27 protein-coding genes and 1 pseudogene are annotated in these 25,733 nt (G+C 64.5%); 12 read left to right on the plus strand and 16 right to left on the minus strand.

The window, feature by feature from the left end; all coding sequences use genetic code 11:
* Window positions 1-5: 5 nt before the first annotated feature.
* Both ML401_RS18530 and ML401_RS18535 read right to left on the minus strand, forming a co-directional pair.
* On the minus strand, window positions 6-188 hold the full coding sequence (locus tag ML401_RS18530; RefSeq protein WP_259210694.1) for a hypothetical protein: 183 nt from the start codon (window positions 186-188) through the stop codon (window positions 6-8).
* An 11-nt stretch (window positions 189-199) separates the two neighbouring features.
* Entirely contained in the window at window positions 200-1,138 is a 939-nt protein-coding gene (locus tag ML401_RS18535; RefSeq protein ID WP_259210697.1) for a GlxA family transcriptional regulator, read from the minus strand.
* A 95-nt stretch (window positions 1,139-1,233) separates the two neighbouring features.
* On the opposite strand from ML401_RS18535, the gene ML401_RS18540 reads away from it, so the two are divergent.
* Window positions 1,234-1,920, plus strand: a complete 687-nt coding sequence (locus tag ML401_RS18540) for a DJ-1/PfpI family protein (protein WP_285806518.1) — start codon at window positions 1,234-1,236, stop codon at window positions 1,918-1,920.
* Between the two features lie 480 nt (window positions 1,921-2,400).
* Here ML401_RS18540 and ML401_RS18545 read toward each other — a convergent pair whose 3' ends face one another.
* On the minus strand, window positions 2,401-2,808 hold the full coding sequence (locus ML401_RS18545) for an NADH:ubiquinone oxidoreductase subunit NDUFA12 (protein ID WP_194402306.1): 408 nt from the start codon (window positions 2,806-2,808) through the stop codon (window positions 2,401-2,403).
* 241 nt (window positions 2,809-3,049) lie between these two features.
* Here ML401_RS18545 and ML401_RS18550 point away from each other — a divergent pair, with 241 nt between their 5' ends.
* The 3 genes from ML401_RS18550 to ML401_RS18560 all read left to right on the plus strand — a co-directional run bounded on the left by ML401_RS18550 (window position 3,050) and on the right by ML401_RS18560 (window position 6,568).
* Window positions 3,050-3,670, plus strand: coding sequence for a BA14K family protein (locus tag ML401_RS18550; RefSeq protein ID WP_211417236.1), 621 nt, complete (start codon window positions 3,050-3,052; stop codon window positions 3,668-3,670).
* 244 nt (window positions 3,671-3,914) lie between these two features.
* Window positions 3,915-4,331: a response regulator gene (locus tag ML401_RS18555; RefSeq protein ID WP_194402308.1), complete on the plus strand. Its 417-nt coding sequence runs from the start codon at window positions 3,915-3,917 to the stop codon at window positions 4,329-4,331.
* Window positions 4,328-6,568: a CHASE3 domain-containing protein gene (locus tag ML401_RS18560; RefSeq protein WP_285806519.1), complete on the plus strand. Its 2,241-nt coding sequence runs from the start codon at window positions 4,328-4,330 to the stop codon at window positions 6,566-6,568. Before ML401_RS18555 ends, ML401_RS18560 begins: the two co-directional genes overlap by 4 nt.
* Here ML401_RS18560 and ML401_RS18565 read toward each other — a convergent pair.
* Entirely contained in the window at window positions 6,565-7,461 is an 897-nt protein-coding gene (locus ML401_RS18565; protein ID WP_285806520.1) for a DMT family transporter, read from the minus strand. The two genes, ML401_RS18560 and ML401_RS18565, sit on opposite strands and share 4 nt — an antisense overlap.
* Before the next feature lie 797 nt (window positions 7,462-8,258).
* On the opposite strand from ML401_RS18565, the gene ML401_RS18570 reads away from it, so the two are divergent.
* The 3 genes from ML401_RS18570 (at window position 8,259) to ML401_RS18580 (ending at window position 14,836) form a co-directional block, all read left to right on the plus strand.
* Window positions 8,259-12,029 (plus strand): vitamin B12-dependent ribonucleotide reductase, encoded by a 3,771-nt coding sequence (locus ML401_RS18570; RefSeq protein ID WP_285806521.1) that lies wholly within the window; start codon window positions 8,259-8,261, stop codon window positions 12,027-12,029.
* 175 nt (window positions 12,030-12,204) lie between these two features.
* Window positions 12,205-13,779 carry an ATP-dependent endonuclease gene (locus ML401_RS18575; RefSeq protein ID WP_285806522.1) on the plus strand — a complete coding sequence of 525 codons (1,575 nt, stop codon included), beginning with the start codon at window positions 12,205-12,207 and terminating at the stop codon, window positions 13,777-13,779.
* A gap of 544 nt (window positions 13,780-14,323) precedes the next feature.
* A complete protein-coding gene (locus ML401_RS18580) occupies window positions 14,324-14,836 on the plus strand; it encodes a ParB N-terminal domain-containing protein (protein WP_285806523.1) in 513 nt (170 codons plus the stop codon).
* A 225-nt stretch (window positions 14,837-15,061) separates the two neighbouring features.
* Here the strand turns inward: ML401_RS18580 and ML401_RS18585 are convergent, their stop codons facing one another.
* Complete coding sequence (locus tag ML401_RS18585; RefSeq protein WP_061848285.1) at window positions 15,062-15,328, minus strand: DUF2312 domain-containing protein; 267 nt, start codon at window positions 15,326-15,328, stop codon at window positions 15,062-15,064.
* Between the two features lie 109 nt (window positions 15,329-15,437).
* Here ML401_RS18585 and ML401_RS18590 point away from each other — a divergent pair, with 109 nt between their 5' ends.
* On the plus strand, window positions 15,438-16,220 hold the full coding sequence (locus tag ML401_RS18590; protein ID WP_285806524.1) for a class I SAM-dependent methyltransferase: 783 nt from the start codon (window positions 15,438-15,440) through the stop codon (window positions 16,218-16,220).
* A gap of 114 nt (window positions 16,221-16,334) precedes the next feature.
* Complete coding sequence (locus ML401_RS18595; protein ID WP_285806525.1) at window positions 16,335-17,198, plus strand: nitroreductase family protein; 864 nt, start codon at window positions 16,335-16,337, stop codon at window positions 17,196-17,198.
* Window positions 17,199-17,215: 17 nt separating this feature from the next.
* On the opposite strand, the gene ML401_RS18600 is transcribed toward ML401_RS18595, so the two are convergent.
* The 4 genes from ML401_RS18600 to ML401_RS18615 form a co-directional block, all read right to left on the minus strand.
* On the minus strand, window positions 17,216-17,497 hold the full coding sequence (locus ML401_RS18600; protein ID WP_285806526.1) for a hypothetical protein: 282 nt from the start codon (window positions 17,495-17,497) through the stop codon (window positions 17,216-17,218).
* A 121-nt stretch (window positions 17,498-17,618) separates the two neighbouring features.
* A complete protein-coding gene (locus tag ML401_RS18605; protein WP_285806527.1) occupies window positions 17,619-18,152 on the minus strand; it encodes a helix-turn-helix domain-containing protein in 534 nt (177 codons plus the stop codon).
* 142 nt (window positions 18,153-18,294) lie between these two features.
* A complete protein-coding gene (locus tag ML401_RS18610; protein WP_285806528.1) occupies window positions 18,295-18,657 on the minus strand; it encodes an HdeA/HdeB family chaperone in 363 nt (120 codons plus the stop codon).
* Window positions 18,658-18,717: 60 nt separating this feature from the next.
* A complete protein-coding gene (locus ML401_RS18615) occupies window positions 18,718-19,044 on the minus strand; it encodes a hypothetical protein (protein WP_285806529.1) in 327 nt (108 codons plus the stop codon).
* Between the two features lie 160 nt (window positions 19,045-19,204).
* On the opposite strand from ML401_RS18615, the gene ML401_RS18620 reads away from it, so the two are divergent.
* A complete protein-coding gene (locus ML401_RS18620) occupies window positions 19,205-20,041 on the plus strand; it encodes a PhzF family phenazine biosynthesis protein (RefSeq protein WP_285806530.1) in 837 nt (278 codons plus the stop codon).
* 14 nt (window positions 20,042-20,055) lie between these two features.
* On the opposite strand, the gene ML401_RS18625 is transcribed toward ML401_RS18620, so the two are convergent.
* The 3 genes from ML401_RS18625 to ML401_RS18635 all read right to left on the minus strand — a co-directional run bounded on the left by ML401_RS18625 (window position 20,056) and on the right by ML401_RS18635 (window position 21,850).
* Complete coding sequence (locus ML401_RS18625; RefSeq protein ID WP_259210736.1) at window positions 20,056-20,706, minus strand: cell envelope biogenesis protein TolA; 651 nt, start codon at window positions 20,704-20,706, stop codon at window positions 20,056-20,058.
* 110 nt (window positions 20,707-20,816) lie between these two features.
* Entirely contained in the window at window positions 20,817-21,221 is a 405-nt protein-coding gene (locus ML401_RS18630) for a VOC family protein (RefSeq protein WP_259210737.1), read from the minus strand.
* Window positions 21,222-21,490: 269 nt separating this feature from the next.
* Window positions 21,491-21,850 (minus strand): cytochrome c, encoded by a 360-nt coding sequence (locus ML401_RS18635; protein ID WP_285806531.1) that lies wholly within the window; start codon window positions 21,848-21,850, stop codon window positions 21,491-21,493.
* A 169-nt stretch (window positions 21,851-22,019) separates the two neighbouring features.
* On the opposite strand from ML401_RS18635, the gene ML401_RS18640 reads away from it, so the two are divergent.
* Entirely contained in the window at window positions 22,020-22,370 is a 351-nt protein-coding gene (locus ML401_RS18640) for a zinc ribbon domain-containing protein YjdM (RefSeq protein WP_212066270.1), read from the plus strand.
* Between the two features lie 11 nt (window positions 22,371-22,381).
* Here the strand turns inward: ML401_RS18640 and ML401_RS18645 are convergent, their stop codons facing one another.
* Window positions 22,382-23,302, minus strand: coding sequence for a DMT family transporter (locus ML401_RS18645; RefSeq protein ID WP_285806532.1), 921 nt, complete (start codon window positions 23,300-23,302; stop codon window positions 22,382-22,384).
* An 89-nt stretch (window positions 23,303-23,391) separates the two neighbouring features.
* Window positions 23,392-23,808 carry a nuclear transport factor 2 family protein gene (locus tag ML401_RS18650; RefSeq protein WP_285806533.1) on the minus strand — a complete coding sequence of 139 codons (417 nt, stop codon included), beginning with the start codon at window positions 23,806-23,808 and terminating at the stop codon, window positions 23,392-23,394.
* A gap of 124 nt (window positions 23,809-23,932) precedes the next feature.
* Between ML401_RS18650 and ML401_RS18655 the strand changes: the two are divergent.
* Window positions 23,933-24,481: pseudogene (locus ML401_RS18655) on the plus strand (bifunctional transcriptional activator/DNA repair enzyme AdaA); the annotation flags it as partial.
* A 531-nt stretch (window positions 24,482-25,012) separates the two neighbouring features.
* On the opposite strand, the gene ML401_RS18660 reads toward ML401_RS18655, so the two are convergent.
* Both ML401_RS18660 and ML401_RS18665 read right to left on the minus strand, forming a co-directional pair.
* On the minus strand, window positions 25,013-25,267 hold the full coding sequence (locus ML401_RS18660; protein ID WP_259210744.1) for a hypothetical protein: 255 nt from the start codon (window positions 25,265-25,267) through the stop codon (window positions 25,013-25,015).
* Window positions 25,268-25,439: 172 nt separating this feature from the next.
* Window positions 25,440-25,643, minus strand: a complete 204-nt coding sequence (locus tag ML401_RS18665) for a hypothetical protein (RefSeq protein WP_211417257.1) — start codon at window positions 25,641-25,643, stop codon at window positions 25,440-25,442.
* Between the last annotated feature and the right edge of the window lie 90 nt (window positions 25,644-25,733).

Genomic DNA, 25,733 nt, shown 5'->3' on the forward strand with positions numbered 1-25,733 from the left:
TTGTCTCAGCGCGTGAAATAAAACAGTCCAAAAAGCACGGCTGCGAGCAATATCAGTTCGAGAGACGACAGGGCTTTATCGATCGTGGTGTAGGTTCTCGGAAACCGCCGTCGCGCGATCTGCCCGACGTAGAATGCCGTGCCTGCGAGGGTGACGAACAAGACCAAGCCGATCGATTTCGTCCACATGATCCTCTGCCCTATCCCGCCCGCGCAGCGCGCCGTAGCGCCTGCGGCGGCTGGCCGAAGGCGCGGATGAAGGCGCGTCGCATGCGCTCGGGATCACGGAAGCCCGTGGCTTCCGCAACCAGCTCGATCCCCTCGCGCGAGGACTGCACGCGCTCGCGCGCGACCTCGAGCCGGAGCCGCTCGATCGCCTTCGACGGGGTCGTGCCGGTCTCGGCGGCGAAGGCTCGGGCGAAATGCCGCGCGCTCATGCCGGCGCGATCGGCGAGGTCCTCCACCGTCAGCGGTGCGTCGAGATTTTCACGCGCCCAGGACAACAGCGCGCCGAAGCGGCCGTTCGGCGTCTTCAGCTCCAGCAGCGAGGAGAACTGCGACTGGCCGCCGCTGCGGCGATGATACAGCACGAGGTGGCGCGCCGCCTCCTGCGCGATTTCCTCGCCGAGATCTTCGGTCACCATGGCGAGCGCAAGGTCGATGCCTGCGGTGATGCCCGCCGATGTCCACACATTGCCGTCGCGGGTGAAGATCTGGTCCGGCTCGAACTTCACCTTCGGATAGCGCGCGACGAAATCGCGCGTGCGTCCCCAATGCGTGGTGGCGCGGCGGCCGTCGAGCAGGCCCGCCTCGGCGAGCACATAGGCGCCCGAGCAGACGCTCGCGACGCGCACGCCGCGCTTTGCCAGCCGCTGCAGGAAGGCGCGCGTGACCTCGCAGCGCGCAGCCTCTGTCACGCCTGCACCGCCCGCGATGACCAGCGTCGTGATGGCATTCGCCGACTTGAAATCGCGCGCCATCATCTCGACGCCGGAGGAGCTGCGCACAGGCCCCGCATTCAGCGCCAGCACCCGGAGCTCCAGCGGCTTGCCGGCGCAGCGCGCCGCGACCTCGAACACCGAGATCGGGCCGGCCGCATCGAGCAATTGGAAATCCGGGAAGATCAGAATGCCGATCATGGGCCATGTCCGAAATAGTGGGAATTATGCCATTTCGGACGCAAAGGCAGCATGCCAATCTGCGCGCGTCAAGCTCATCTTTGGAGAACTCGCCGATGTCGTCACCGCTCCAGATCGGTCTTCTGATATTTCCGCGCGTCACCCAGCTCGACTTCACCGGTCCCCTGCAGGTGTTCGCCATGGTGCCCGGCGCGAAGCTGCATTTGATCTGGAAGCGGATCGAGCCGGTGCCGAGCGATTCCGTGCTGACGCTGACGCCGACCACGACGTTCGCCGAGTGCCCGCAGCTCGACGTGATCTGCGTGCCGGGCGGCGGCGGCACCAACGACCTGCTGGGCGACGAGGAAGTGCTCGACTTCCTGCGCAAGCAGGCCGAGGGCGCGAAATATGTCACCTCCGTCTGCACGGGATCGCTGGCGCTAGGCGCCGCCGGCCTGCTCAAGGGCTACCGCGCCGCGACCCATTGGAGCGCGATGGAGATGCTCAGCCAGTTCGGTGCCACGCCGACCAAGTCGCGCGTCTGCATCGACCGCAATCGCATCACCGGCGGCGGCGTCACCGCCGGAATCGATTTCGCGCTGACGCTGGTGTCGATCCTGATCGACCGCACCACGGCGGAAGCGATCCAGCTCCAGATGGAATACAACCCGGCCCCGCCGTTCAATTCGGGCTCACCCGATACGGCACCGGCCGAAGTGATGGCCCTGCTGCGGGAGCGCGGCGCGCAAAATCAGGCGCGGCGGCTGGAGGCGGTGAAGCGCGCGGCCGAGCGCGTGACGTAGTCACGTATCCCGGACGCGATGCAGCGTGCAACGCTGCTCCGCAGAACCCAGGAGCCACACGGCGCACCGCGAGATGGGCCCCGGCTCTGCAGCGCATCACTTCGTGCTGCGCAGCGTCCGGGGGGCAGATCTGGCACAAGCCCCCAACAGAAAAAGGCCGCTCGGTTTCCCAAGCGGCCTTTCCTGTCTTACGGCGGCTGCACATTCACATCGGGCGATGTCGGAGCTTCCAGACCGGGGGCCTATCTCCCGATCGAGTCCTTCCTCGGCGGCCGCTGCATCTCGGGACAGTCGCGAACTGTTGCCCGAACCGAACGCAATGGTCTCCCATCTCCGTAAGATGGGATCATTGAGCCGCACGGCTTGCGCTGTGGCAATGTCGGCGCAGACGCCTTCCCCGCTGTTCCCGTTGTCCACAGCAAGCGGCAGCGGATGCGCATGCATCCAGTTTGACGATGGAGATCGCGCCGGCTGGGAAGCCTAGCCAGGCGTCCAGGGCTGATAGTCGCCGGTCGCCTTCGGACGCTTGCCGCTGGCGAGGGTCGATCCCGAGGGACGGTAGGCCATCGCCGTGCCGGTGAGATTCGGCTGGTGCGGCTTCTCCCACTCGCGCGGCTGATAATTGGCCTCGGTCGGCGGCACGTCGACCACGTGATGGATCCAGCCGTGCCAGGACGGTGGGATCCGGCTCGCTTCGGCATAGCCGTTATAGACCACCCAGCGCCGCTCGAAGCCAAGGGTCGGATCGACCACCCCGCCGCGGGTGCGATAGTAGAGATTGCCTTGCTCGTCCTGGCCGACCAGCTCCCCGTACCGCTTGGTCCAGAGTTGAGTGCCAAAAGTCTGGCCATTCCACCAGGTGAAGAGCTTGAGGAAGAACTGTTTCATGCGGCAAGGGCCCTGCTTCGTCGGGCCCTGATGCCATCCGGGCGGCGAAATGTCCAGTTCGACGGGCGGCGGTGCCTGCCTCAAATGCGGGGCCTCGACACCTGCGCCGCCGCAAATCGGACGCGATCCGTTCATGCCCGGTACAGCGGTCGCGAGAGAGGCTCCCATTCACGCGCAAACCGGCGTGATCCCAGGAACCCCAGCCCCTTCATAGGGTTTGCTTCCGGGAAAGGAGTTTATCATGAACAGTCTGAGAGTTTTGAGTGCCGCCGCAACGCTGGCCCTCGTTCTACCCATGAGCTCACCGAGCTTCGCGCAGAGCCCTGGCCCCCGTAGTGTCGGTGGTATCTCAGCCGGCGGTGGCGGCGGCGGCGGCGCTCACTTCGGTGGTGGCGGCGGTGCACGCATGGGCGGCGGCGCAGCGATCCACGGCGGCGGCGGCAATTTCGCGGCCGGCCCGGCGGCGCGTCCGAGCGGCGGCAATTTCATAGCGAGCCCGGGGCCCCGCACCGCCGTCTCGCCGTCGTTCGGCGGCAGCCGCAGCGTCGCGACGGCCGGCAACTGGCAAGGCGGAAGCAACTGGAGCGGTCGCCACTGGCACCATCGTCATGGCGGCGGTTTCTGGCCCGGCTTCGCGGCAGGCGCGGCGATCGGCGGCGTAGGCTCGTACGCCTATTATGGCGGCGGCTATTACGATGATCCCTACTACTATGGCGACAGCTACTACGACGAGCCATCAGTGGCAGTGGTTCCCGACAGCGGGGGTGACTCCTCGGCCTATTGCGCGCAGCGCTACAAATCGTATGACCCGGCTTCGGGCACCTATCTCGGTTATGACGGTCAACGGCATCCCTGCCCGTAACCATTCCGACCGTGCGTGAAGGAAGGCGTCGCAGCGATGCGACGCCTTTTTCGCGCAGCACGTGCATATCGACGCTGTAGCCCGCGGCGAGCCCGACGCCCGCGATGATACGTACATAAGAATCTAAATGGACCTGTATGCACCGCACCGTGCATATCTACGTTGATCCAATCCAAAATTGACCCGGCACACGATTCGCGGATATCACCAATCCCAGTGGGGACTTCGATTACTGGGAAGTGTCATGCCGCGTATTCTCGTGGTTGATGACGATCCGATGGTCGGCGCGACCATCGAGGTCCTCCTCCAACGTCAGGGCTTCGACGTCACGCTGGCCGACGGTGGTGAAACAGGACTGGCCGCGCTGGAAGCGCAGGCCTTCGAGGTGATGCTGGTTGACATCTTCATGCCGCACATGCGCGGCTTCGAGTCGATCCGCATCTTCCACGAGCGCGCACCAGCTACTCCGCTGATTGCGATGTCCGGTTACGCCTTCGCATCATCCGCCTCGCCTTCTCCCGACTTCCTCCGCATGGCGCTGGAGCTCGGCGCAACGCGCTGCCTGCGCAAGCCGTTCACGCCGGAAGCGTTGCTGACCACGATCCGGGAATGCCTCGCGGGCGAGAGCGCACAGCCGAAGGACAAGAAAGAAGCCCCTTGATTCCAACGCAGCGCGTCATTCTGGGTGCCGGACTTGCCATCCTCCTGATCATCACCGCGGCCTCGATCGCCCTCGACGTCAAGTCGCGGTCCGATGCGGCGTGGGTCCATCAGACCGTCCAGGTGCAGAAGAAGATTTCCGATCTGCGCGTGCTGCTGCGTCGCGCCGAGAGCGCCGCGCGCGGCTTTGAGCTCTATCGCAATCCAGCCTTCAGCAGCGAATTCGACTCCGTTCACGCCCAGATCGCGCCGGCCCTCGCCGAGCTCAAGCGCGGCGTGCGCGACAACCCTGATCAGGTCGCGCTGCTGGAGGGTACCGAGCCGCTGGCGCTGCGCCGCGTCGAGATCGCCGCGACCGCGATGCGTCTGCGCGCCGCGAACGACGAGGCCGGCATAGCCGCGCTCAACGGCAAGGCCGAGGGCCGCGGCCTGATGGACACGGTGATGGGCAATCTCGACCGTCTGAGCGCGGAGGAAGAACGTCTGCTCGCCGTGCGCTCCCAGGATTCGCGTCGCAACGGCATCGTGCTGCTCGGCGTCGACGTCGCCGGCGCGATGGTGATCCTTCTGCTGGTCGTGATGGTGATGCGTGAGGGCCGACGCACGGAGGTCGCGCTCAAGAGCACGCTGATGGAGACCACAGCAGCCAAGGAAGCGCTTGCCGCGGCGGTGGCCGAGCGCACCGAGCATCTGGTCACCGCGCATGACGAGCTGCGCCTGTCGGTCAACGTGCTGCAGAGCACGTTCCACAGCATGGCGGAGGCGGTGCTGGTCATCGATACCGAAGGCAATGTCCTGCTGTCCAATCCGGCCGCCGAGCGCATGCTGCTGCATCGGACCGGCATGAACCTGCGCAATCTGCGTGCGATGTCGGACGTGTTTCACGGCGACGGCGTCACGCCGATGAAGGCCGGCGAGCTGCCTTCGGTGCGCGTGCTGCGCGGCGAGAAGTTCGAGGACCTGGAGATGATCGTCCGCCCGCACAGCGGCAATCCTCCCCGCCATCTCATGGTCAGCGGCCGGCCGATGCTGGACGGGCAAGGCGAGATTTCCGGCGCGGTGCTGGTCTATCACGACGCGACCATGTCGCGCGAGACCGAGCGGCAGCTGTACCAGTCGCAGAAGCTGGACGCCATCGGCAAGCTGACAGGCGGCGTCGCGCACGACTTCAACAACATGCTGACCGTGATCTCCGGCAACACCGAGACACTGGTGCAAAGCCTGAAGCAGCAGCCCGAGCTGCAGCGCGTGGCGCGGCTGATCGACGATGCCGCCGAGCGCTGCGCCGAGCTGATCCAGCATCTGCTCGCCTTTGCGCGCCGGCAGCCGCTGCAGCCGCGCAACGTCGAGATCAACGCCGCGATCGCCGACATCGCAAAGCTCTTGCGTCCCACCCTCGGCGAGCAGATCCAGATCGAGACCGTGCTGGAACAGGGACCGATGACCGCGCATATCGACCCGTCCCGGCTCACCAATGCCGTGCTCAACATGGCGATCAACGCGCGCGACGCCATGCCGAACGGCGGCAAGCTGCTGCTGGAGACCCACCGCGTCGTGCTGGACGAGGCCTATGCGCAGGCCCATGCGGACGTGGCGGCCGGCCCCTACATCATGCTCGCCGTCAGCGACACCGGCACCGGCATGACCATCGAGACCCAGCACAAGGCGTTCGAGCCGTTCTTCACCACCAAGGAGGTCGGCAAGGGATCGGGCCTCGGCCTCTCCATGGTCTATGGCTTCGTCAAGCAGTCCGGCGGCCACATCAAGATCTACAGCGAGGAAGGCCACGGCACCACGATCAAGCTCTATCTGCCGCCGGGCGAAGGCACGACGGAGATCGCCGCCGCCGCCGCGCCGCAGGCCGAAGGCGGCGCCGAGACCATCCTCGTCGTCGAGGACGACAATCTCGTGCGCAACTTCGTCACCGGGCAGTTGCAGAGTCTCGGCTACAAGACCGTGGCCGCGCCCGACGGCAAGGCCGCGCTGGACTTGATCGCGGCCGGCCAGACGTTCGATCTGCTCTTCACCGACGTCGTCATGCCCGGCGGCATGAGCGGACGCGAGCTCGCCGACGAAGTGGTCAAGCTGCGGCCGGGCGTGAAGGTGCTCTACACCTCCGGCTACACCGACAACGCCATCGTCCATCACGGCAAGCTCGACGACGGCGTGCTGCTGCTGACCAAGCCGTACCGGAGAAACCAGCTCGCGGAGATGATCCGGAAGGCGCTGGGCCCCTAACGCGTCGCCAGCACCACCGCCGCCAGCGTGAACACCAGCGCGGCGATCTGCCCTGCCCCGAGCGGCTCGCCCAGCGCGATCGCGGAGGCGACGACGCCGATCACCGGCACCGCCATGGTGCCGATCGCGGCGACCGAGGCCGGCAGCCGGGCAAGGGCCGCGAACCAGCTGACATAGGCGATGCAGAACTGCACCACCGTCGAATAGACCAGCAACCACCATCCGGCCGGCGTCACCTTCTCGAGATGCGTGGTCTCGACCAGCAGGCCGATGATCGAGATCGGCAGGCAGCCGATGCCGATCTGCCAGGCCGCGGCCGTGATCGGCGGCAGGTGGATCGGGTACTTCTTGGAGAAGACGGTGCCGACGGCAAAGCCCAGCGCGCCGGCGAGCGCCATGACGATCCCAGGCAGCTTCTCGACGCTGGCGGCGATGCCGTTGCCGCCCATGATCGAGGCGAGGCCGACGAAGGCCATCACCAGCCCGAGCGTACGGAGCAGCGTCGGCCGCTCACCCAGCACCGGCCAGGCGATGATCGAGGCCCAGACCGGCATGGTGTAGGCGATCAGCGCCGCCTCGCTGGCCGGCAGCCAGAGCAGAGCCAGCCCCATCAGCACCATCCAGCCGGTGACGTTGAGCACGGCGGCGGTGAGCAGGCGCGGCCAGATCCCAGGGTCCACACGCAGGCTCTGCCGGCGCAGAATCGCCAGCACAGCGAGCAGGAGCGCGCCCAGCACCCCGGTCACCCCGCGCAACGTCAGCGGCGGCAGCTCCGAGAGCAGGAATTTCGTGACCGGCCAGTTGAAACCCCAGCCGATCGAGGTGATGGCGAGGAACATCAGGCCGGCCGGAGCGATGCGCGGTCGCGACACCGGCCTGGTCGAATCAAGCATTGAGGGTATCCGGCAAAATCGAGCGTCAGCTTGGCGCGGATTCGCACGCCAAACCACCACCTCGGCGGGCATGCCTGCCCTCACCTTCCGTAGGGCTACGTGAGTCCTGCTGACGCAATCCCTTTGCCCAAAAATATACCTGCCCTGTGAACAGCGGGATGAAGGTCCCGCATCACCACGGGATGCAAATTTTTTCGGTTGGGAATCTCTGAGGACTCACTGATACTTGCCTCCACAACAGGCGCGGCGCAGACCCCTGTTATCCCCCGCAATCCACCATATTTAGTATTTGATTCAGGAACCCGCACTAGTTCTTGACGGGCGCAACGGAGAGTCCTAGCTTTCGGTCCGTTCGGCGCGAGTGAGTTTGCGTCCCGCCGGCACTCCCCCAAAGGGTCTCGCAAATCTTCAACTCCGCCGGCCAGCCAAAGGCAGCGGATGAGGGCTTGTCTGCCCGCGAAAGGCAGACTCTTCGGGCGCCGAACGGGCCGGCAACAGGCTCGGATGGCAGATTTCACGCTGGTGCAAACCGGCACCTGCGTGAAGTGAGAGACGTTGTGACGGTGGGGCGTTGAACGCGTGTCGGGCTCATCCCTTGGGGGCGGATGGGTCTGGACATGCCGGCGGGTGATCGGTGCGCGCATCGAACCATCGCGTCGGGAGAACAAGGGCCGGGTCCACCGGCTGAACTGCGGTTGCCAAAGGCCGAACGGGCCGAAGGCGCCGCGAAACGAAATGTCGACCGGCAGGCCTGAACGGAGGCTCGACCGGTCAAAACTTAAGGACGGGGCAAGACGATGCGGATTGAGCGGCGCCACACCACGGTAGGACAGTCACCTTACGCCGGGATCGATTTCCGGCTGACCACGTCGGAGATCAGGAATCCCGACGGCTCGGTCGTGTTCAAATTGGACGGCGTCGAGGTCCCGACCGAGTGGTCGCAGGTCGCCTCCGACGTGCTCGCCCAGAAGTATTTCCGCAAAGCGGGCGTTGCCGCGCGCCTGAAGAAGGTCGAGGAGGAATCCGTCCCCTCCTTCCTGTGGCGCTCCGTGCCCGACACCGACGCCCTCGCAGCCCTGCCCGAGAAAGAGCGCTATGTCAGCGAGCTCTCGGCCAAGCAGGTGTTCGACCGCCTCGCCGGCTGCTGGACCTATTGGGGCTGGAAGGGCAAGTATTTCTCGACCGACGAGGACGCCCAGGCCTTCTACGACGAGCTGCGCTACATGCTCGCGATGCAGATGGTCGCGCCGAACTCGCCGCAATGGTTCAACACCGGCCTGCACTGGGCCTATGGCATCGACGGCCCCGGCCAGGGCCATTATTACGTCGACCCCTTCACCGGCAAGCTGACCAAGTCCAAGTCGGCCTATGAGCACCCGCAGCCGCACGCCTGCTTCATCCAGGGCGTCGGTGACGACCTCGTCAACGAGGGCGGCATCATGGACCTCTGGGTCCGCGAGGCCCGCCTGTTCAAATACGGCTCCGGCACCGGCTCCAACTTCTCGCGCCTGCGCGGCGAAGGCGAAAAGCTCTCCGGCGGCGGCCGCTCGAGCGGCCTGATGAGCTTCCTCAAGATCGGCGACCGCGCCGCGGGCGCGATCAAGTCGGGCGGCACCACGCGCCGCGCCGCAAAGATGGTCGTCGTCGACGTCGACCACCCCGACATCGAGACCTATATCGACTGGAAGGTGAAGGAGGAGCAGAAGGTCGCCGCCCTCGTCACGGGATCCAAGATCAACCAGAAGCACCTCAAGGCGGTGCTGAAGGCCTGCGTGAACTGCGAAGGCTCGGGCGACGACTGCTTCGACCCCGAGAAGAACCCGGCGCTCCGCCGCGAGATCAAGCTCGCGCGCCGCAGCCTCGTGCCTGACAATTACATCAAGCGCGTCATCCAGTTTGCCAAGCAGGGCTACAAGGACATCGCGTTCGACACCTACGACACCGACTGGGACAGCGAAGCCTATCTCACGGTCTCCGGCCAGAATTCCAACAACTCGGTCTCGCTGAAGGACGACTTCCTGCGCGCTGTCGAGACCGATGGCGACTGGAATCTGAACGCCCGCACCTCCAAGAAGGTGACGAAGACGCTGAAGGCGCGCGACCTCTGGGAAAAGATCGGCTACGCCGCCTGGGCCTCGGCCGACCCGGGCCTGCACTTCAACACCACCATGAACGACTGGCACACCTGCAAGGCGTCCGGCGACATCCGCGCATCGAACCCGTGCTCGGAATACATGTTCCTGGACGACACCGCCTGTAACCTGGCGTCCGCGAACCTGCTGACGTTCTACAACACCGAGACCAAGCGCTTCGACGTCGAGAGCTATGAGCATCTCTGCCGGCTCTGGACCATCGTGCTCGAAATCTCGGTGATGATGGCGCAATTCCCGTCGAAGGCGATCGCCGAGCTCTCCTACGAGTTCCGCACGCTCGGCCTCGGCTACGCCAATATCGGCGGCCTCCTGATGGCCATGGGCCTGCCCTATGACAGCAAGGAAGGCCGTGCGATCGCCGGCGCGCTGACCGCCGTGATGACCGGCATCACCTACAAGACCTCGGCTGAGATGGCGGCCGAGCTCGGCACCTTCCCGGGCTACAAGAAGAACGCCGCGCACATGCTGCGCGTCATCCGCAACCACCGCCGCGCCGCGCACGGCCAGTCCAACGGCTATGAGGCACTGTCCGTCAACCCGGTGCCGATGGACCTCGTCTCCTGCCCGCAGGCCGACCTCGTCAGCCACGCGCAGGCGGCCTGGGATGCGGCGCTCGAGCTCGGCGAGCAGCACGGCTATCGCAACGCCCAGACCACGGTGATCGCGCCCACCGGCACGATCGGCCTCGTGATGGACTGCGACACCACCGGCATCGAGCCCGACTTCGCCCTGGTGAAGTTCAAGAAGCTCGCCGGCGGCGGCTACTTCAAGATCATCAACCGCGCGGTCCCCGCGGCGCTGCGCGCGCTCGGCTATCGCGAAGCTGATATCGCGGAGATCGAGGCCTACGCCGTCGGCCACGGCTCGCTCTCCAACGCGCCCGGCATCAACGCCTCGACCCTCAAGGCCAAGGGCTTCACCGATGAAGCCATCGCCAAGGTCGAGAAGGCGCTGCCGACCGCCTTCGACATCAAGTTCGCGTTCAACAAGTGGACCTTTGGCGAGGATTTCATCCGCGACCAGCTCGGAATCGGCGCTGAAGCCATTGCGGCTCCGGGCTTCGACCTCCTCCAGGCCGTCGGCTTCACCAAGCGCGAGATCGAGGCGGCCAACGTCCACATCTGCGGCGCAATGACGGTGGAAGGTGCCCCGCACCTCAAGGCCGAGCACTATCCGGTGTTCGACTGCGCCAATCCCTGCGGCAAGATCGGCAAGCGCTATCTGTCGGTCGAGAGCCACATCCGCATGATGGCGGCGGCGCAGCCCTTCATCTCGGGTGCAATCTCCAAGACCATCAACATGCCGAACGATGCAACCGTGGAGGACTGCAAGTCCGCCTACATGCTGTCGTGGAAGCTGGCGCTGAAGGCCAACGCACTCTATCGCGACGGCTCCAAGCTCTCCCAGCCGCTCAACTCGCAGCTCATCAGCGACGATGAGGACGAGGACGATGCGGTCGAGAGCCTCTACGAGAAGCCGATGGCGGCGCGTGCCACGCAGGTCTCGGAGAAGATCGTCGAGAAGCTGGTCGAGCGCATCATCGTGATGCGCGAGCGCGAGAAGATGCCGGACCGCCGCAAGGGCTACACCCAGAAAGCGGTCGTCGGCGGCCACAAGGTGTACTTGCGCACCGGCGAATATGACGACGGCCGTCTCGGCGAGATCTTCATCGACATGCACAAGGAAGGCGCGGCGCTCCGCTCCTTCATCAACAACTTCGCCATCGCGGTGTCGCTCGGCCTGCAATACGGCGTGCCGCTGGACGAATATGTCGACGCCTTCACCTTCACCCGCTTCGAGCCGGCGGGCCCCGTGCAGGGCAACGACAGCATCAAGTACGCGACCTCGATCCTCGACTACGTCTTCCGCGAGCTCGCGGTGAGCTACATGTCGCGCTTCGACCTCGCCCATGTCGATCCCAACGAAACCGGCTTCGACGCGCTCGGCAAGGGCGTCGAGGAAGGCAAGGAGCCGGACGAGGACGGCGGCCACCACGCCACCCGCCTGGTCTCGCGCGGCCTCACCCGCTCGCGGACCGACAACCTCGTCGTGATGCGCGGCGGCTCAGCCGCGGTCACCCAAGGCAACGACAGCGCGCCCTCCGGCGGCAGCAAGGTCACGGCGATGGCGGCCCACGCCACCAGCGCCCGTGTCGGCGATGCCCTCGAAGGCGCCGTCGCCCTGAAGCAGGAAGTCCAGCACGACCTCTCCCCGACGGAGAAGCTGGAAGCCCTGCAATGGAGCAAGGCCGGCAGCGCCGCGACCGCCGTCCCCAGCAAGGCCGAGCGCCGCGCTGAGGCGAAGGCCAAGGGCTACGAGGGCGAGATGTGCAGCGAGTGCGGCAACTTCACGCTGGTGCGGAATGGGACCTGCATGAAGTGCGATACGTGCGGCAGCACAACGGGGTGTTCGTGAGGGGTGGCTTATCATAATCATAGTGTCGCCTGGGCTGTCCCAGGCACTAAGGGCGGCCGAAAGGCCGCCCTTAGTCTTTCCAGCTGCACATGTTAGGGTAGTGTCACTGACAAACATCGACCATCGATTTATTCACTTGGTATAGTTTATTCGAAGCAACGGCTGCGAACCATTGATGCCCATACACCTCACTCCAACTCCCGACCATTCCGCTCTTTCGCGTCCGAAAATTCGGCTTGAAGCAGTAAAGCTTCGCATTGGTCAAAGTCTCGAATTGTCTGACGATGAGACGCTCGTTGTCGTCGGGCCCAACAACTCAGGAAAAAGCCTGTTACTTCGAGAGATATTTGCAATGCTAATCAATGGACCAACTGCAATGACCTGGCAGTTAGTCCAAGACCTTGACATTCACACGAACTGCGACGCTGCTTCTGCAGCCAAGTGGGCAGAAGAGATAACAGGTCCGACCGATCTCGGCGCCCCAGATCCGCAATTGGTAATGCCGTTCGGAAAGATAGCCAGATCGGCGCTATTTGACTCCTGGAGAAGCGGCCTTGACGGCAGCGGCTTTCATCAAATGGCAAACTTATTCGCGACGTATCTTGGCACCGACAGCCGCCTCAATCTCGCTCAGCCAGTTGGGGCGCTAAACTTCGTAGTCGAGCCACCCACTCATCCTATTCATCACCTTCACGAAGATGACGAGATAGAAGCCCGAATTAGTGCGATGGTGCGGCGCGCCTTTGGCCAAGAGTTGATTGTCAACCGAGCGGCAGGATCGCAAATTCCAATTCACCTGGCGAACGTTAGACCACAGCCGCCTGCGGGCAAAGATAGATTCTCAAAGGAGTATAGACAGGCTGTCCACGCCATTCCGCAAGTGCAACAGCAAGGCGATGGTGTCAAAGCATTTGTCGGGCTACTGTTGAACACTCTTGTACTCAAATACGACATCACACTCGTCGATGAACCCGAGGCGTTTCTTCACCCGCCACAGGCCAAATTCTTGGGCAGCATCCTAGCCTCAGAACGTCCTCATCCGAGCCAAATGATTGTCGCAACCCACAGTAGCGATTTCCTGAAGGGGCTTCTTGATGGCGAAGCATCATCAATCCGCGTAATTCGTATACACCGAAAGAACGGCAAATCGTCAATTTCAGAGCTTCAGCCCGAGCTTGTAAAGGAAGTTTGGCGTGATCCGCTGCTGAGATATTCTGGAATCTTCGACGGTTTGTTCCATGAAGGGGTGATCGTTTGCGAGAGCGATAGCGACTGCAGGTTCTATGGCGCGATGATGGATGCAGTGTCCGGATCCAGCAAGTCACATGATCTTCTTCTAGTTCACGGAGGCGGCAAAGCTCGTACACCAAGCATCGTCCGGGCCCTTACCGCCATTCGAGTTCCTGTAAAAGCCGTTTTCGACTTCGACGTGTTATCTGATGAATTGATTTTGGAGCGTAGTGTCGAAGCGTTGGGAAGTTCTTGGAACGAGTTCAAAGGTGATTGGAATACGGTGAGAGCTTCGATTGAAGGAAAAAGACCCGAGCTTGCGACTAAGGATGTGCAAGAGAAAGTCATGAATGCACTCTCAAAGGTGAAGAGCGCCTCTCTTCCCCGAGACACATCTAAACACGACAGACCCGAATCTGGACGCCTTGAAGCAGGAGCTTGCGGCACTCCACTCGACTATGGACCAGATAGAGAAAGGGCAGTCTACCCTCGGACTGCGCCCAGTAATCAGAACAAATAATGGCGCAGTTATCACCCTCGAAGACATCTCTCCGACGAAGCTTTTGCAAATTGCGAACGGCGCCCGATTGTCGAATGACGCTACGATCAAGTTGACTGATCAACAATGGGCCTCATATCAGCAAGGTAAAGCCGTGATAACTGTGCTTTACGTTGCCAGATTTGAAGACGCAGGCCATTCAACCGACAGGTTTTGGGAGACTAGCCATTGCATGTATTTCATCGGAGCGGTGCAGTTCTGGCACCAATGCAGCGGCACTACGACTGAATTGAAGCACGGCGCTCGCAATGTTCGCGCGGTGCGATAACCTCGCAGGATCGGTAGAGCCCTTGCGAAACCCATCATTCTGCGACGGCCATTGATCGGTTTCGCTTAGCTCTACACATCTGCGAGCTATATCGGCCTTAGTCGCAGATTGGCTCCACTTCGATGCTCATCAACACTCCGCCGCCGAAATTTGCCTTTGCGGTCGAGCCCTTCCCTCCTAAACTCCCAACCCAACGGGCATGGGTTCCGACCGCCCCGGTAGAAGCGGAGTCAATTTATGCCCAAACCGGAAAGCTTCCCGATCGAGAAGATCTTCGTTCCCACGAAGCTGAAAAAGACCCTCAAGCCCGAGACCGTCGCCGAGATTGCGGAAAGCATGCTGGACATCGGGCAGCAGACCCCCATTTCCGTGCGGCAGGAGGGAGACCGCATCGTTCTGGTGGAAGGACTGCATCGGTTAGAGGCCTGCAAGGCGCTCGGCGAGACCACCATTCTCGGCGTCCTGGTCCCCGCCGAGCTTGCTCAGCCCAAGCCGCTTCTCGCCGAGCGACCCGAGGTCGAGGCCGAGCGCATCAAGATGGCGCGATTGAAGCAGCTGCGCCTGGAGAAGGAAGCCGCGGAGGCATCGGCGGCGGCCTCGAGAGGCAACGCAACGCAAGCGCCGCGCGCAGGTTCGACGAAAGGCCCGCGCGACAATCCGAAGGCATCACCCGTCCGGATGGTGAAAGCGAAACCGAAATCACTGTCGGACTGGATCACGCAGCAGAAGGGCAGCGGCAGCCGCTATTGATGGCGGGCTTCGGTTGAGGCCGTCATTCCCGGGCGCGCCCGCTTCGGCGCGAGCCCGGACTCCATCGGGCGGCTCGACGAATGGCGCAATGGATTCCGAGCTCGCGCTTCGCGCCCCGGCATGACGGTGGGCTATGCTGCGCGCTACTTTCTCCTGGCTGCCACAGCATGACGGCCGCAACCTTTTCGATCGCGGCCATCTCGCCTCACCTTCAACCCGTTCCTCTCACGCCGCCTTCGCCTGCTCCGGCGAGGCCGTCTCCATCGCGCGCATGTAGAGGTCGAGCAGGCTTTCGCGCTCGTCGCGCTCGTTCTTGTCTTCCTTGCGCAGCTTGATGATCTCCTTGAGGATCTTGACGTCAAAACCCTCGCCCTTGGCTTCCGCGAAGACTTCCTTCTTCTGTTCGCTCAACTCCTGCATCTCCGTGTCGAGGTTCTCGATCCGCTCGACGAAGGAACGGATCTTGCCGCCGGGAATGGTGATGTCGGACATGGTGCCTCCTCGCTGACTGAGGTCGCGAAAATGCCCGCAAAGAAATAACCAATGTGTTAACCTCGCGCGCCTGCGCATTGCCCTGTGGAAAAGCCGAGGGAGCCATTCCATGGCCGAGCTTCGCTTCGATGACGGTGCCGCCTATGAAGAGATGATGGGCGTCTGGAGCCGATCGGTCGGCGAGATCTTTCTCGACTGGCTAAAGCCGGGACAAGGCCTGCGCTGGATCGATGTCGGCTGCGGCAGCGGCGCCTTCACCGAGCTCATCGTGGCGCGCTACGCCCCCAGCGACGTTCAGGGCATCGATCCGTCGGAGGGACAACTGGCCTTTGCCCGCGCGCGCCCCGGCGCGCGCGGCGCCGTGTTTCAGACCGGCGATGCCATGGCGCTGCCGTTTCCGGACGCAAGCTTCGATGTCGCGGTGATGGCTTTGGTTCTGGTGTTCGTGCCGGATGCGGCGAAGAGCGTTGCGGAATTGGCGCGGGTCGTTCGTCCCGGCGGCCTCGTTGCGACCTACATGTGGGACATGCTGGGCGGCGGCTTTCCGCTCGACCCGATCCTCGACGAGATGCGCGCGATGGGGCTGCAACTGACGCGCCCGCCGCATATGGAGGTGTCTAGCCTTGCGGCGCTTCAGGGTTTTTGGAGCACGGCCGGCCTCCAGCAGATCGAGACCCGCGAGATCACAGTGCAGCGGACCTTTGCCGATTTCGACGAGTTCTGGAGCGTGGAGACCAAGGCCCCCTCCACCGCGCCTGTGATCGCGGCGATGCCCGTGGCCGATGTCACCGCGCTCAAGCAGCGCGTGCGGGCGTGCCTTCCCGCTGATGCCGAGGGCCGCATCACCTACAGCGCCCGCGCGCACGCGATCAGCGGACGCAAGCCGGGGTGACGAAGTTGCGAGCGTGCTACGAACTCAAATCAACGCATTGCGCCAACCTCGCGCTTTCGCCAACGCCCCTCCCGCCCTACACTCCCGTCAAACAAACACCGGGAGGACTGCCTGATGACCGACGCCCCGCTTTTCCAGGACGTCATTCGCAAGCGCCGCAGCGTGCGCAAGTTCGAGCCGGGCCGCAGCGTCGGGCGCGACGTGCTGGAGCGGATCGTCGATTGCGGGCGCTGGGCGCCGTCGGGGGCGAACGTGCAGTGCTGGGACTTCATCGTCGTCGACGATCCCGCGATGCGCGAGAAAGTGCTCGCGGTGTTCCTGCGCCAGGCGCAGCGGCTGGTCGACCACGCCAAGGGCTTTCCGGCCGTGAAGAAGACCTACCTCGCCAACACGGTCGCGATCATCCTCGTGCTCGGCGATCCCCGCTGGAAGGTCTGCTTTCCGCAGGCGACCTCGCCCCAATTCGACGCCGAGTATCGCGACAACAACGAGGCGATCTTCTACTGCTCGCTGGGCGCGGCCATCCAGAACATCCAGCTCGGCGTCACCGCCGAAGGGCTGACCTCGGCCTGGCTCTCCGGCGGCGGCGAGGCCGAGACCAATCGCGAGCTCGCGGAGGTCCTGGGCTATCCGTCATGGATGACGGCCTATGGAACGATCCCGATCGGCTATCCTGCAATCGACCAGGACCGCCGCTACCGCCGGCCGCTCGGCCAGCTCGTGCACTGGAACGGCTACCAGCCACAGCAGTACCGCACACATGCGCAGGTCGACTTCTACGAGAGCACGCTGCGTCCCTTTGCGATGTACCGCGACCAGGAATCCATGGACGCCTGGCCGGATCGCGACGAGATGCTGGGAGAGTGGACGAACGCCTTCACCGGCCCCGTCAGCAACCCCGCGCAAACGCTCGAAAGCGAAGCCGACTTCTCTCATCCCAGGGTGATTGGCCAGGCGACCAAGCGGCGCCGGAGCTGAAGCGCGTCAGCCGGCCCCTACCACCAATACGGCCAGCGCCATCCCTGATAGCGCACATAGGACGGCACGATCGGCGGGCCGTAGGGATCGACCTTGTCGTCCTCGGGGCGGTAGCGATAGCGCGGAACGACGTTGTAATCCCACGGCGTCGGCCGCAGCACGGGCGCGGTGACGATGAGGCGCTCTTGCGGCGCGCGGACGACGACGGCCTTGCGTGCGCGGGCCTCGGCGCCTGACGTTGCAAGGCTGCACAGCACCAGGGTGGTTCCGAGCGCGCAGGCGGCGGTTGTTCTTGTCATGCACGGGTCTCCTTCGCGCGAAGAGTGCAAAAGGATGTGGGGCAAGGCAAGCAAATTTCGCGCGAGATTTTTCGCGACCATCCTTCGAGGCGCGCGCTCAGGCGTTTCCGCGAGCCTGGCCCTACGCCTCCACCTCCTCAGGCACCGGCCCCGCAACCAGCCCGTCGAGACCGACCATCAGCAGATCGGCGATGTGCATCAGCTGGTACAACGGAATGTCAACGTCGCCCCGCTCGGCCTGAGCCACGAACGCCGGCGCGACACCCAGGTGCTCGGCGAGCTGGCTTTCCGTGTAGCCGCGGGCCTCGCGCGCGGCCTTGACGCGCGCGCCGATGCCGAGGCGGTGCCGGGACTGCTCGTCCGCGGTCATCATCGCCGCTTGCTCGGTGGCGCTCGCATAACCCGCGGTGAACGCGCCGCCGATCAGGCGTTCCCTGCGCCAGGCGAGCCGGCAGTCCTTGCGCAGGCCGCCCCTGAAGATCAGCGAGAATTGCTCCGCGATCCATGCCGAGCTGTTGAGCTGCAGCCGCGCGCCGGTCGCCGAGACGTCGCGGATCGTGCAGGGCACGCTGACGATGCTGCCGCTGCCATTGTCGAATTCGACAAGGCCGGTCCGCAAGGTGTGATGCCTGAGGGCGGCGCGAAGATCGCTCATGACAGCTCCGAAAGATCCTGCGGCGGCGTCGAAACGGATCGAGGCCGCCGTGATCGGAGCACGCTAGCGCAGAATTTTTCCGCGAGCCCTAAACTTGTCGCAGTTCGGCCGGGACAAGCTTCTATGGTAAAGGATACGTCACCTATTTCTTCAATGCGCCCACGGCATCGAGCAGCAGCATGTCGCGATTCTGCTCGCAGAAGCGGGACAGCTTGCTCGAATTCCGCTCCAATTGTTGGGTATCGAGCACCGGGTCGTTGCGCCGCCCGGCGTAGAAGCCGCTTATCCAGATGTTAACGCTGCGAGCGTGGGTGATGCGCTGGGTGATGTATTGGTCGCACGTGATCTTCGACACGTCGACCGTCACCTGGGCCTCGGCCTGCGAGACCGTCAGCATGGCAGCAAACAGTGCGGCAGCTGCCGCCTTCAACGGGATCATGAAATTTCCTCCGAACGATGCGGCCAACGTCCGATGATCGCGCGCGGGGCCGTTGATCCAGATCAACGAGCTGCCCAAGTGTCGCGGCGGCTGTCGCGGCGGCCCGCGCGGCGACGACGGAAAAGATCAGCCACCGCGTTCGCCGTTCAGCAGCTTGAGCGCCCGCGGCACCTGGTCGCCGTCCGCGACCAGCACATATTCCTGCCGCGCCAGGCTCGTGCCGCTGGCGAGCACGATCGCCTTCTTCGGGCACAGGCCGAAGCATCCGGTCATGATCAGCTTGGCCGGCTTGCTGCCGTCATACTTGCGCGCCTTCAGTCCGGACTTCAGCGCACGCCTGACGTCGCGGCCGTCATCGCTGCGCTTGAGGCATTTGCGGCAGACCAGCACCGGCGCTGCGCGGCGCGGCCGCACGATCATCGGGCTTGCGGACTTATGTTTGTTTTCGGGCATGAAGAACCTGTATGAGACCGCAGCTCATATAGGCATGGAACCGCGCCTTCGCCGCTGCGACGGGGAGCGGACGCCATGGTAAGGAAACACTGCCGGGCAACCGCTCCCGGTGCGTCGCGCTGGCGCGTTGACTTGCTGAAGGCAACAAACAGGATCCCCCATGACAACAGTCCTTCGTATCGCGGCGTTTTCCGACGGCAACATGGGCGGCAATCCCGCCGGCGTCTGGATCGGCGACGCCCTGCCGGATGCGGCCAGGATGCAGGCGATCGCCGCGGACGTCGGCTTCTCGGAAACGGCCTTTGCCGCGCCCGAGGGCGAGGCCTGGCGCGTCCGCTATTTCTCACCCGCCATGGAAGTGCCGTTCTGCGGCCATGCGACGATTGCCCTGGGCGCGGCGCTCGCCCACCAGCACGGCGACCGGCGTTTCCAGCTGCATCTGAACGAGGCCGCCATCTCGGTGTCGGGACGCCGCGACGGCAACACCATCGCGGCGGCGCTGCAATCGCCGCCGACCCGCAGCGCGCCGCTCGATCCATCGCTGCGGCATCAACTGCTGGATCTGTTCGGCTATGCGGCCTCCGATCTCGATCCCGGACTCCCGCCGGCGAAAATTCATGCGGGGGCCGATCACGCCCTCCTCGGCCTCAAATCCCGCGAGGCGCTCGCGCGCATGACCTATGATTTCGCGCGCGGCCGCGCCCTGATGGAGCAGGCCGGGCTCGTCACCATCGCGCTCGTCAATGTGGAGAGCGCGCAACTCTTTCACGTGCGCAACGCGTTCGCCGCCGGTGGCGTCGTCGAAGATCCCGCCACGGGCGCGGCGGCCGCCGCGTTTGCAGGCTATCTGCGCGACATCGGCTGGCCCCATGGCGGCGCCATCGACATCGTCCAGGGCCAAGACATGGGCGCGAGGTCGCTGATCCGCGCGGAGATCGGCGAGGCCCGCGGCAGCTCAATCCGGGTCTCGGGGACGGCACGTTTCATGGATGCGTGAACGGGAGCGCCGCGCTACTCCCGCGCGCGGCGCAACGCCTCCTGCAGCTTCATCCGCTGCTTGTCCCAGCGGGTCTGTTCGGCCTCGGCGCGGTCGTCGAGCGCGGCGCGCGCGGCCTCGATCTCCTCCGCCTTCGCCTCGTGTTCCTGTCTCGCTCTGTCCAGCGCCGCTTCGGCTGCGGCGACCGCCTTGTCGCGCCGCGCGCGCTCTTTGGCGCGGGCGGCCTCCTCCTTGCGCCGCTCGGCCTCGCGCCGCCGCTCCTGCTTCTCGAACGCCGCGGCGGCCTTGCGGGCCGCCTGGTCGTCGAGCTTGCTGGGAGGTTTCTTGGCGGTCTTGGCGCTCTTGGCCGGACGCTTACCGGATTTGCGTCTGGGTTTGTGATCATCATTGGCGAGATCGGTGGGCAGCTCGGCGCTCTCGGTGAACGCCCCGTCCGATCCGACCGGGCGCCTGAGCACGACCCCCGGCTTCGCCAGCGTGGCCGCGACAATATCAGGATCGTCAGTCTCCTTCGCGGCGCCCTGATGGAACAGGTTGGAGCTGGCGCCCCAGGCCTCGAGCGCCGCCTTCATCGAGGGCGCGGCGATGGCCTGGTCGTAGAAGCCGAGCGAGGTCTGGTAGGTCTTCAGTTTCCGTGTCGGTTTGCTTTTCGCGCGTTTCGGCATGTCGCCCCGATATTGGATTCGTAGCCCGGATGGAGCGTAGCGCAATCCGGGGTCCTGTGTCCGCGGGGCAAGCGTCCCGGATTACGCTTGCGCTCCATCCGGGCTACGGACTAGTCCGCTTGCAAAAGCGCATCGTATCCCTTCTCGCTGAACGCCAGCAGGCAGAACCCGTGCCCGAACGGATCGGCCAGCATCGCGATCCGGCCATAAGGCGCATCGCTCGCCGGCACCTCCAGGATCGCGCCGGCGCGCAGCGCGCGTTCGACCGCCGCATCGACATCGTCGACGACGACGTCGACATGCACCGGCGTCCAGTGCCGTTCGTAGCGGCGGCGATCGCCGCCGGCCCCGATCGTGCCGGCCTGCTTGGTCAAGAGATAGACCGGTGCCGGCCAGCCGAGCAGCTCGACGAAGCCGGTGCCGAAGCGGCGGCCGACTTCGAGGCCGAAGGCTTCGGTGTAGAACGTCGTGGCTTGCTCGATATCGGGGACGTCGATGTTGAGGAGAAAGCTCATCTCGGACTCGCTGCGCAGTTGCGCGGCGAGCGTAGCCCGGATGGAGCGCAGCGCAATCCGGGATGTTGCCGCACGCGGGCCCCCGGATTCCGCTCGCGCTCCATCCGGGCTACGCAGCGACCGTCTCACCCGACGGGTGGCACCATGTCATTCTGCCCCTGTTTTGCCCGACGCCGCAAACACTCTTCGCCCTTACCGAAAACATGAGGAGTTTCAAGGCCGTTCCTACTGTGCATGGGGTTGTTTTCGAAAAATCGAGTCGGCCGCCCTCATTTGGCTCGCAAGCTCAGGATATAGGCCGACAGCACATCCGCCTGCCCCTGCGCGATCACGAGGTTCGGCATGTCCTGGTGGCTGGTCCGCCAGAACACCTTGAGCGACAGCGCGGTGGTGCCGCTCCGGTCGGCGATGGACTGAAAGCTCGGCGCCTCGTCGAAGAAGCCGGCCATACCCGGCTCGACCGCGTGACAGCTCTGGCACCACGCTTGCGCCAGGCGATGGCCTTCGGCAACCGCGCGCGGGCCCGACCGCGGAGCCCCGGCAGCAGTGTGGACGACGCTGAACAGAAACAGCACCGACAATACGACCAGGAGAGCGAGACCGAGATAGATTCGGGCACTGTGCGACATGGCGCTTCCCTCGCTGTTGCTTCGCCGGCACACGAAGCGTAAGTCGGCGCAGGCCGATCAAATTGATCTGCGTCAAGGGCCTGACGCGAGGCCCGTAGCAAGAGCTGAAGCGACGTGTCCGCCGCTTCGAGAAAGCGACGCCGGCAGCACATGAAGCGAGACGAGAAGTATGACCGACACGATGAAATGCCCCGCCTGCAGCTCCGAGCATGCCTATCAGGACCGCGATCTCTGGGTCTGCCCGGAATGCGGCCATGAATGGAGCGGTGCGGCGGAGGCGGCCGCGGAGTCGGCGCAGGATGCCGGCGTGCGAGATGCCAATGGCAATGCGCTCGCTGACGGCGACAGCGTCATCGTGATCAAGGATCTCAAGATCAAGGGCTCCTCCTCGGTGGTGAAGGGCGGCACCAAGGTGCGCAACATCCGCCTGCAGGACGCAACCGATGGTCACAACATCGCCTGCAAGATCGACGGCATCGGCGCGATGAACCTGAAGTCGGAGTTCGTGAGGAAGGCGTAGCCGCGAGCTGGCTACCGCTGCCGCTGCGCCAGGTAAAACCCGCACAGCACCGTCACGAGGCCCGCGGTCTGCAACATCGTCGGCGGTTCGCCGAGCAGCAGCCAGCCGGTGAGCAGCGTCAGCGCTGGCACGCAGGCCGGAAACACCGCGGCGCGGGCAACGCCGAGGCGCTGCACCGAGACGGCGAACAGATAGAGCGCGGCGGGGCCGGCCAGCACGCCCTGCGCCAGCGCCTGGATGGCATTTTCGGCGACGCCGATCGCCGCGACGTGAGCAAGCCCGACGGTCGCGACGTAGATTGGCAACAAGAGCAGCGAAAGCACGTTGATGACCAGCGCGGCCGACACGGCGGAGACGCGCCAGTGCCGCAGCGCCGTGCCGAAGCCGGCGAACATCAGTCCGGTGAGCACGAAGATCAAATCCCCGAGCACGCCGTCGGCCCCGATATGGCCGATCGATTCCGCGCCGATCACGCCGAGACCGCCGACGATGACGAGCGCACCGACGAGGCGCGAGGCGGAGACGTGCTCTTTCAGGAACAGTGAAGCCAGCAAGAGGCCGCCGAGCGTGGCACAGGAGGGCTGGATCACGCTGCCGTGGCCGAGCGGCACGAACAGGAAGCCGGTGTAGGAGATCAGCGACATCACGGGGCCGCCAAGCACCATCAGCACGAGACCCCTGCCCCAGCCGATGCCGCAGAGATCCCCAATGCCGGCGCGCAGGACCAGCGGCAGGAATGCGATCCCCGACCAGACGTAGCGATGCACCAGCAGATCGACCGGCGTGAAGCCGACCTTGAGCCCGTGCCGTGTCCCGGCGAAGCCGAGCGCCCAGAACAGCGCCGCGGCCAGGCCGCAGGTAACGCCGAGCAGTGCCGGCGCCGCATCGTGCTTCTGAGAAAGAGCGTCGGCGCCGCTCGTCCGCTGATCCATGGATCAAGCCTTATGTCAGCGCCTCCATCGGCTCAACCCACGCAGGTGCAGGGCTGACACGCGGCGGGATTCGTGGCCCGAACGGCCCGTCACGCCCGCTCTTCGAACACCATCCGCCATCCCTTGCGCGTATCCATGTATTCGCGCACTTCGCGGATCCTGTCGCCCGCCACCGTGAACACGAAGCAATAGTCGTTCTCGTAAGGCTTGCCGCCGGGCAGCGTGGCGCGCATCCGCTCCTCCACGATCACGACGTCGCCGTCTGCATACACGCCGCGAAACGCGATATCGATGTTCGAGAACATCTTGTGCATCTCCTGGGCGATGAAGCGCGCGATCTGGCCCGCGCCGACCATGTGGTCGGTGTGATCGAGCGCGACGGCGGTGGCGTTGCCCTTCGGCGCGATCCATTCGGCGTCGTCGGTGAACAATGCGGCGATACGCAGCGCATCCCGCGACGAAAAGGTTTTCCAGGCGTTCAGGACAATCTCTCTCGGGCTGGACATGATGCGCTCCCTGGCTTGCATTGCGGCCACCTTCTAGGCCGCGGTGGGCGTTGCAACTCGCCACAATCGGACTCGGTCATCCCGCAGCCCTTCCGGCCCCATCGCCATGCGCTATGATCCGGCCATGCTGAGCTTCGAGACCTGCAACGCCGCCCGCCTGCGCCGCGATCCCCGTTACGACGGCCGCTTCTTCACCGCGGTGAGAACCACCGGCATCTATTGCCGCCCGGTCTGTCCGGCCAAGCAGCCGCTGACGCGCAACGTAACCTATCATCCGACGGCGGCGGCGGCCGAGGCCGCCGGCTTCCGGCCATGCCTGCGCTGCCGCCCCGAGACTGCGCCGTTCTGCCCGGCCTGGAACGGCACGCGCTCCACGGTGGCGCGCGCCATGAAGCTGATCGATGGCGGCGCGCTCGACGAAGGCTCGGTGGTCGATCTGGCGATGCGGCTCGGCATCTCGTCGCGTCATCTGGCGCGTCTGTTCGAGCGCCACGTTGGCGCCACGCCGCAGCAGCTCGCCAAGACGCTGCGCGTCCAGCGCGCCAAGCGCCTGCTCGATGCCGGGGAGAACAGCATGACAGATATCGCGTTCCAGTCCGGCTTCGGCAGCCTGCGCAGGTTCAACGCCGCCTTCTCCGAACTCTACGGCCGCTCGCCGTCGAGTTTGCGCGCGGTGCGCGTGCGGCGGGCTTCGCGCGGCTTGAAGACCTCTCAGAAAAATCCAGGGCTGAGATCGAGGCCGTATGTCAGGCTCAGCACGGACACGAACAACACGGCGGCGGCGAACAAGGCGGCATGCCTGACAATGAACGCACGCGGCGAGGTGGGAGCAGCAACGACTTTCTGCGCAACCGGCATGATGGCCTCCATTATGATTTCAAAAACTGGCCGCGACGATGCGGCCGCCGCATCAGGCAATGCGGTCTGCAAAACAAATGTTAAGAGGATCACGCTCGTTATGAACGGGGATACATAACCGGCATAGTCACGCGAACTTGTTCGCGGCCGGAGTCTCAATCAGCGCATCGATGTCAATTGATCGCGCCGAGACATTGCGCAACGCGCGCTGGCGCGAGATCGCGCACGGGACAGTTTCAACGATCGCTGCGCACACGATACGCAAGCAGCACCGGCGTCGAGGACGTCAAATGAAACGGCGGGCTCCGCCTCTCCGCGGAACCCGCCAATCTCTCAGCGATGAAGCTTAGCGGGCCGAGCCCGTGGTGACGTCAGCGGTCTTCAGCTTGCGGGGGCTGAGCACTTTCGTCTGGTGGGCCGAGGCGACGGTGGTCGGCGCAGCGACCTGCTGCTCGACATGCGCGGCACCGAGGACGCGAACCTGCAAGGGCGAGACCGGAAATCCATTGGTCTCGTAAGTCGGCAGCTCGGCGGCGAAAGCCGCGGTGCTGCCTGCGATCGTCAGGATGGCGGCGGCGATCGATAAAGTCTTCTTGTTCATTGGTGATGCTCCGGAAGTGGAAGAGTCGGAGCATATTTAGGTCCGCTTTGCTGCATTGCGACACGCTTTGTTGCAATGCAACAGCGCGTCCGGCGCATAGCGATATGTTTAACATGTCCAAGGCCTTGGCCGAATCACGCCGGGTCCGACATGGCGCCTTTATGGGCGGTGCTCAGCCACCGAGCACGTTGCCCCAGCCGTCAAAGATATAGGCCTTCCAGGCCACGGTTCCGTCGCCGCCCGGTCGGCTGGCCCGTCGATAATCGTCGGCCTGGTCGGCGGTCCAGGTGATGATCGTGTCCGTGAGGCGATCGTGCAGGATGGCGGGTTCGGTGGGATCGAAAGCGTCCATGGGACGAAGCGTGGCATGCGTCATGAGCGACCGAACGCGCTACCCGCAACAAGGTTGCGACGACACGGCGATCAAGACACTTTTGTGGAACCCGCGTTGCACCTCGGCAACAGT

The organism is Bradyrhizobium sp. 62B (assembly GCF_030272265.2).
GTDB lineage: Bacteria > Pseudomonadota > Alphaproteobacteria > Rhizobiales > Xanthobacteraceae > Bradyrhizobium.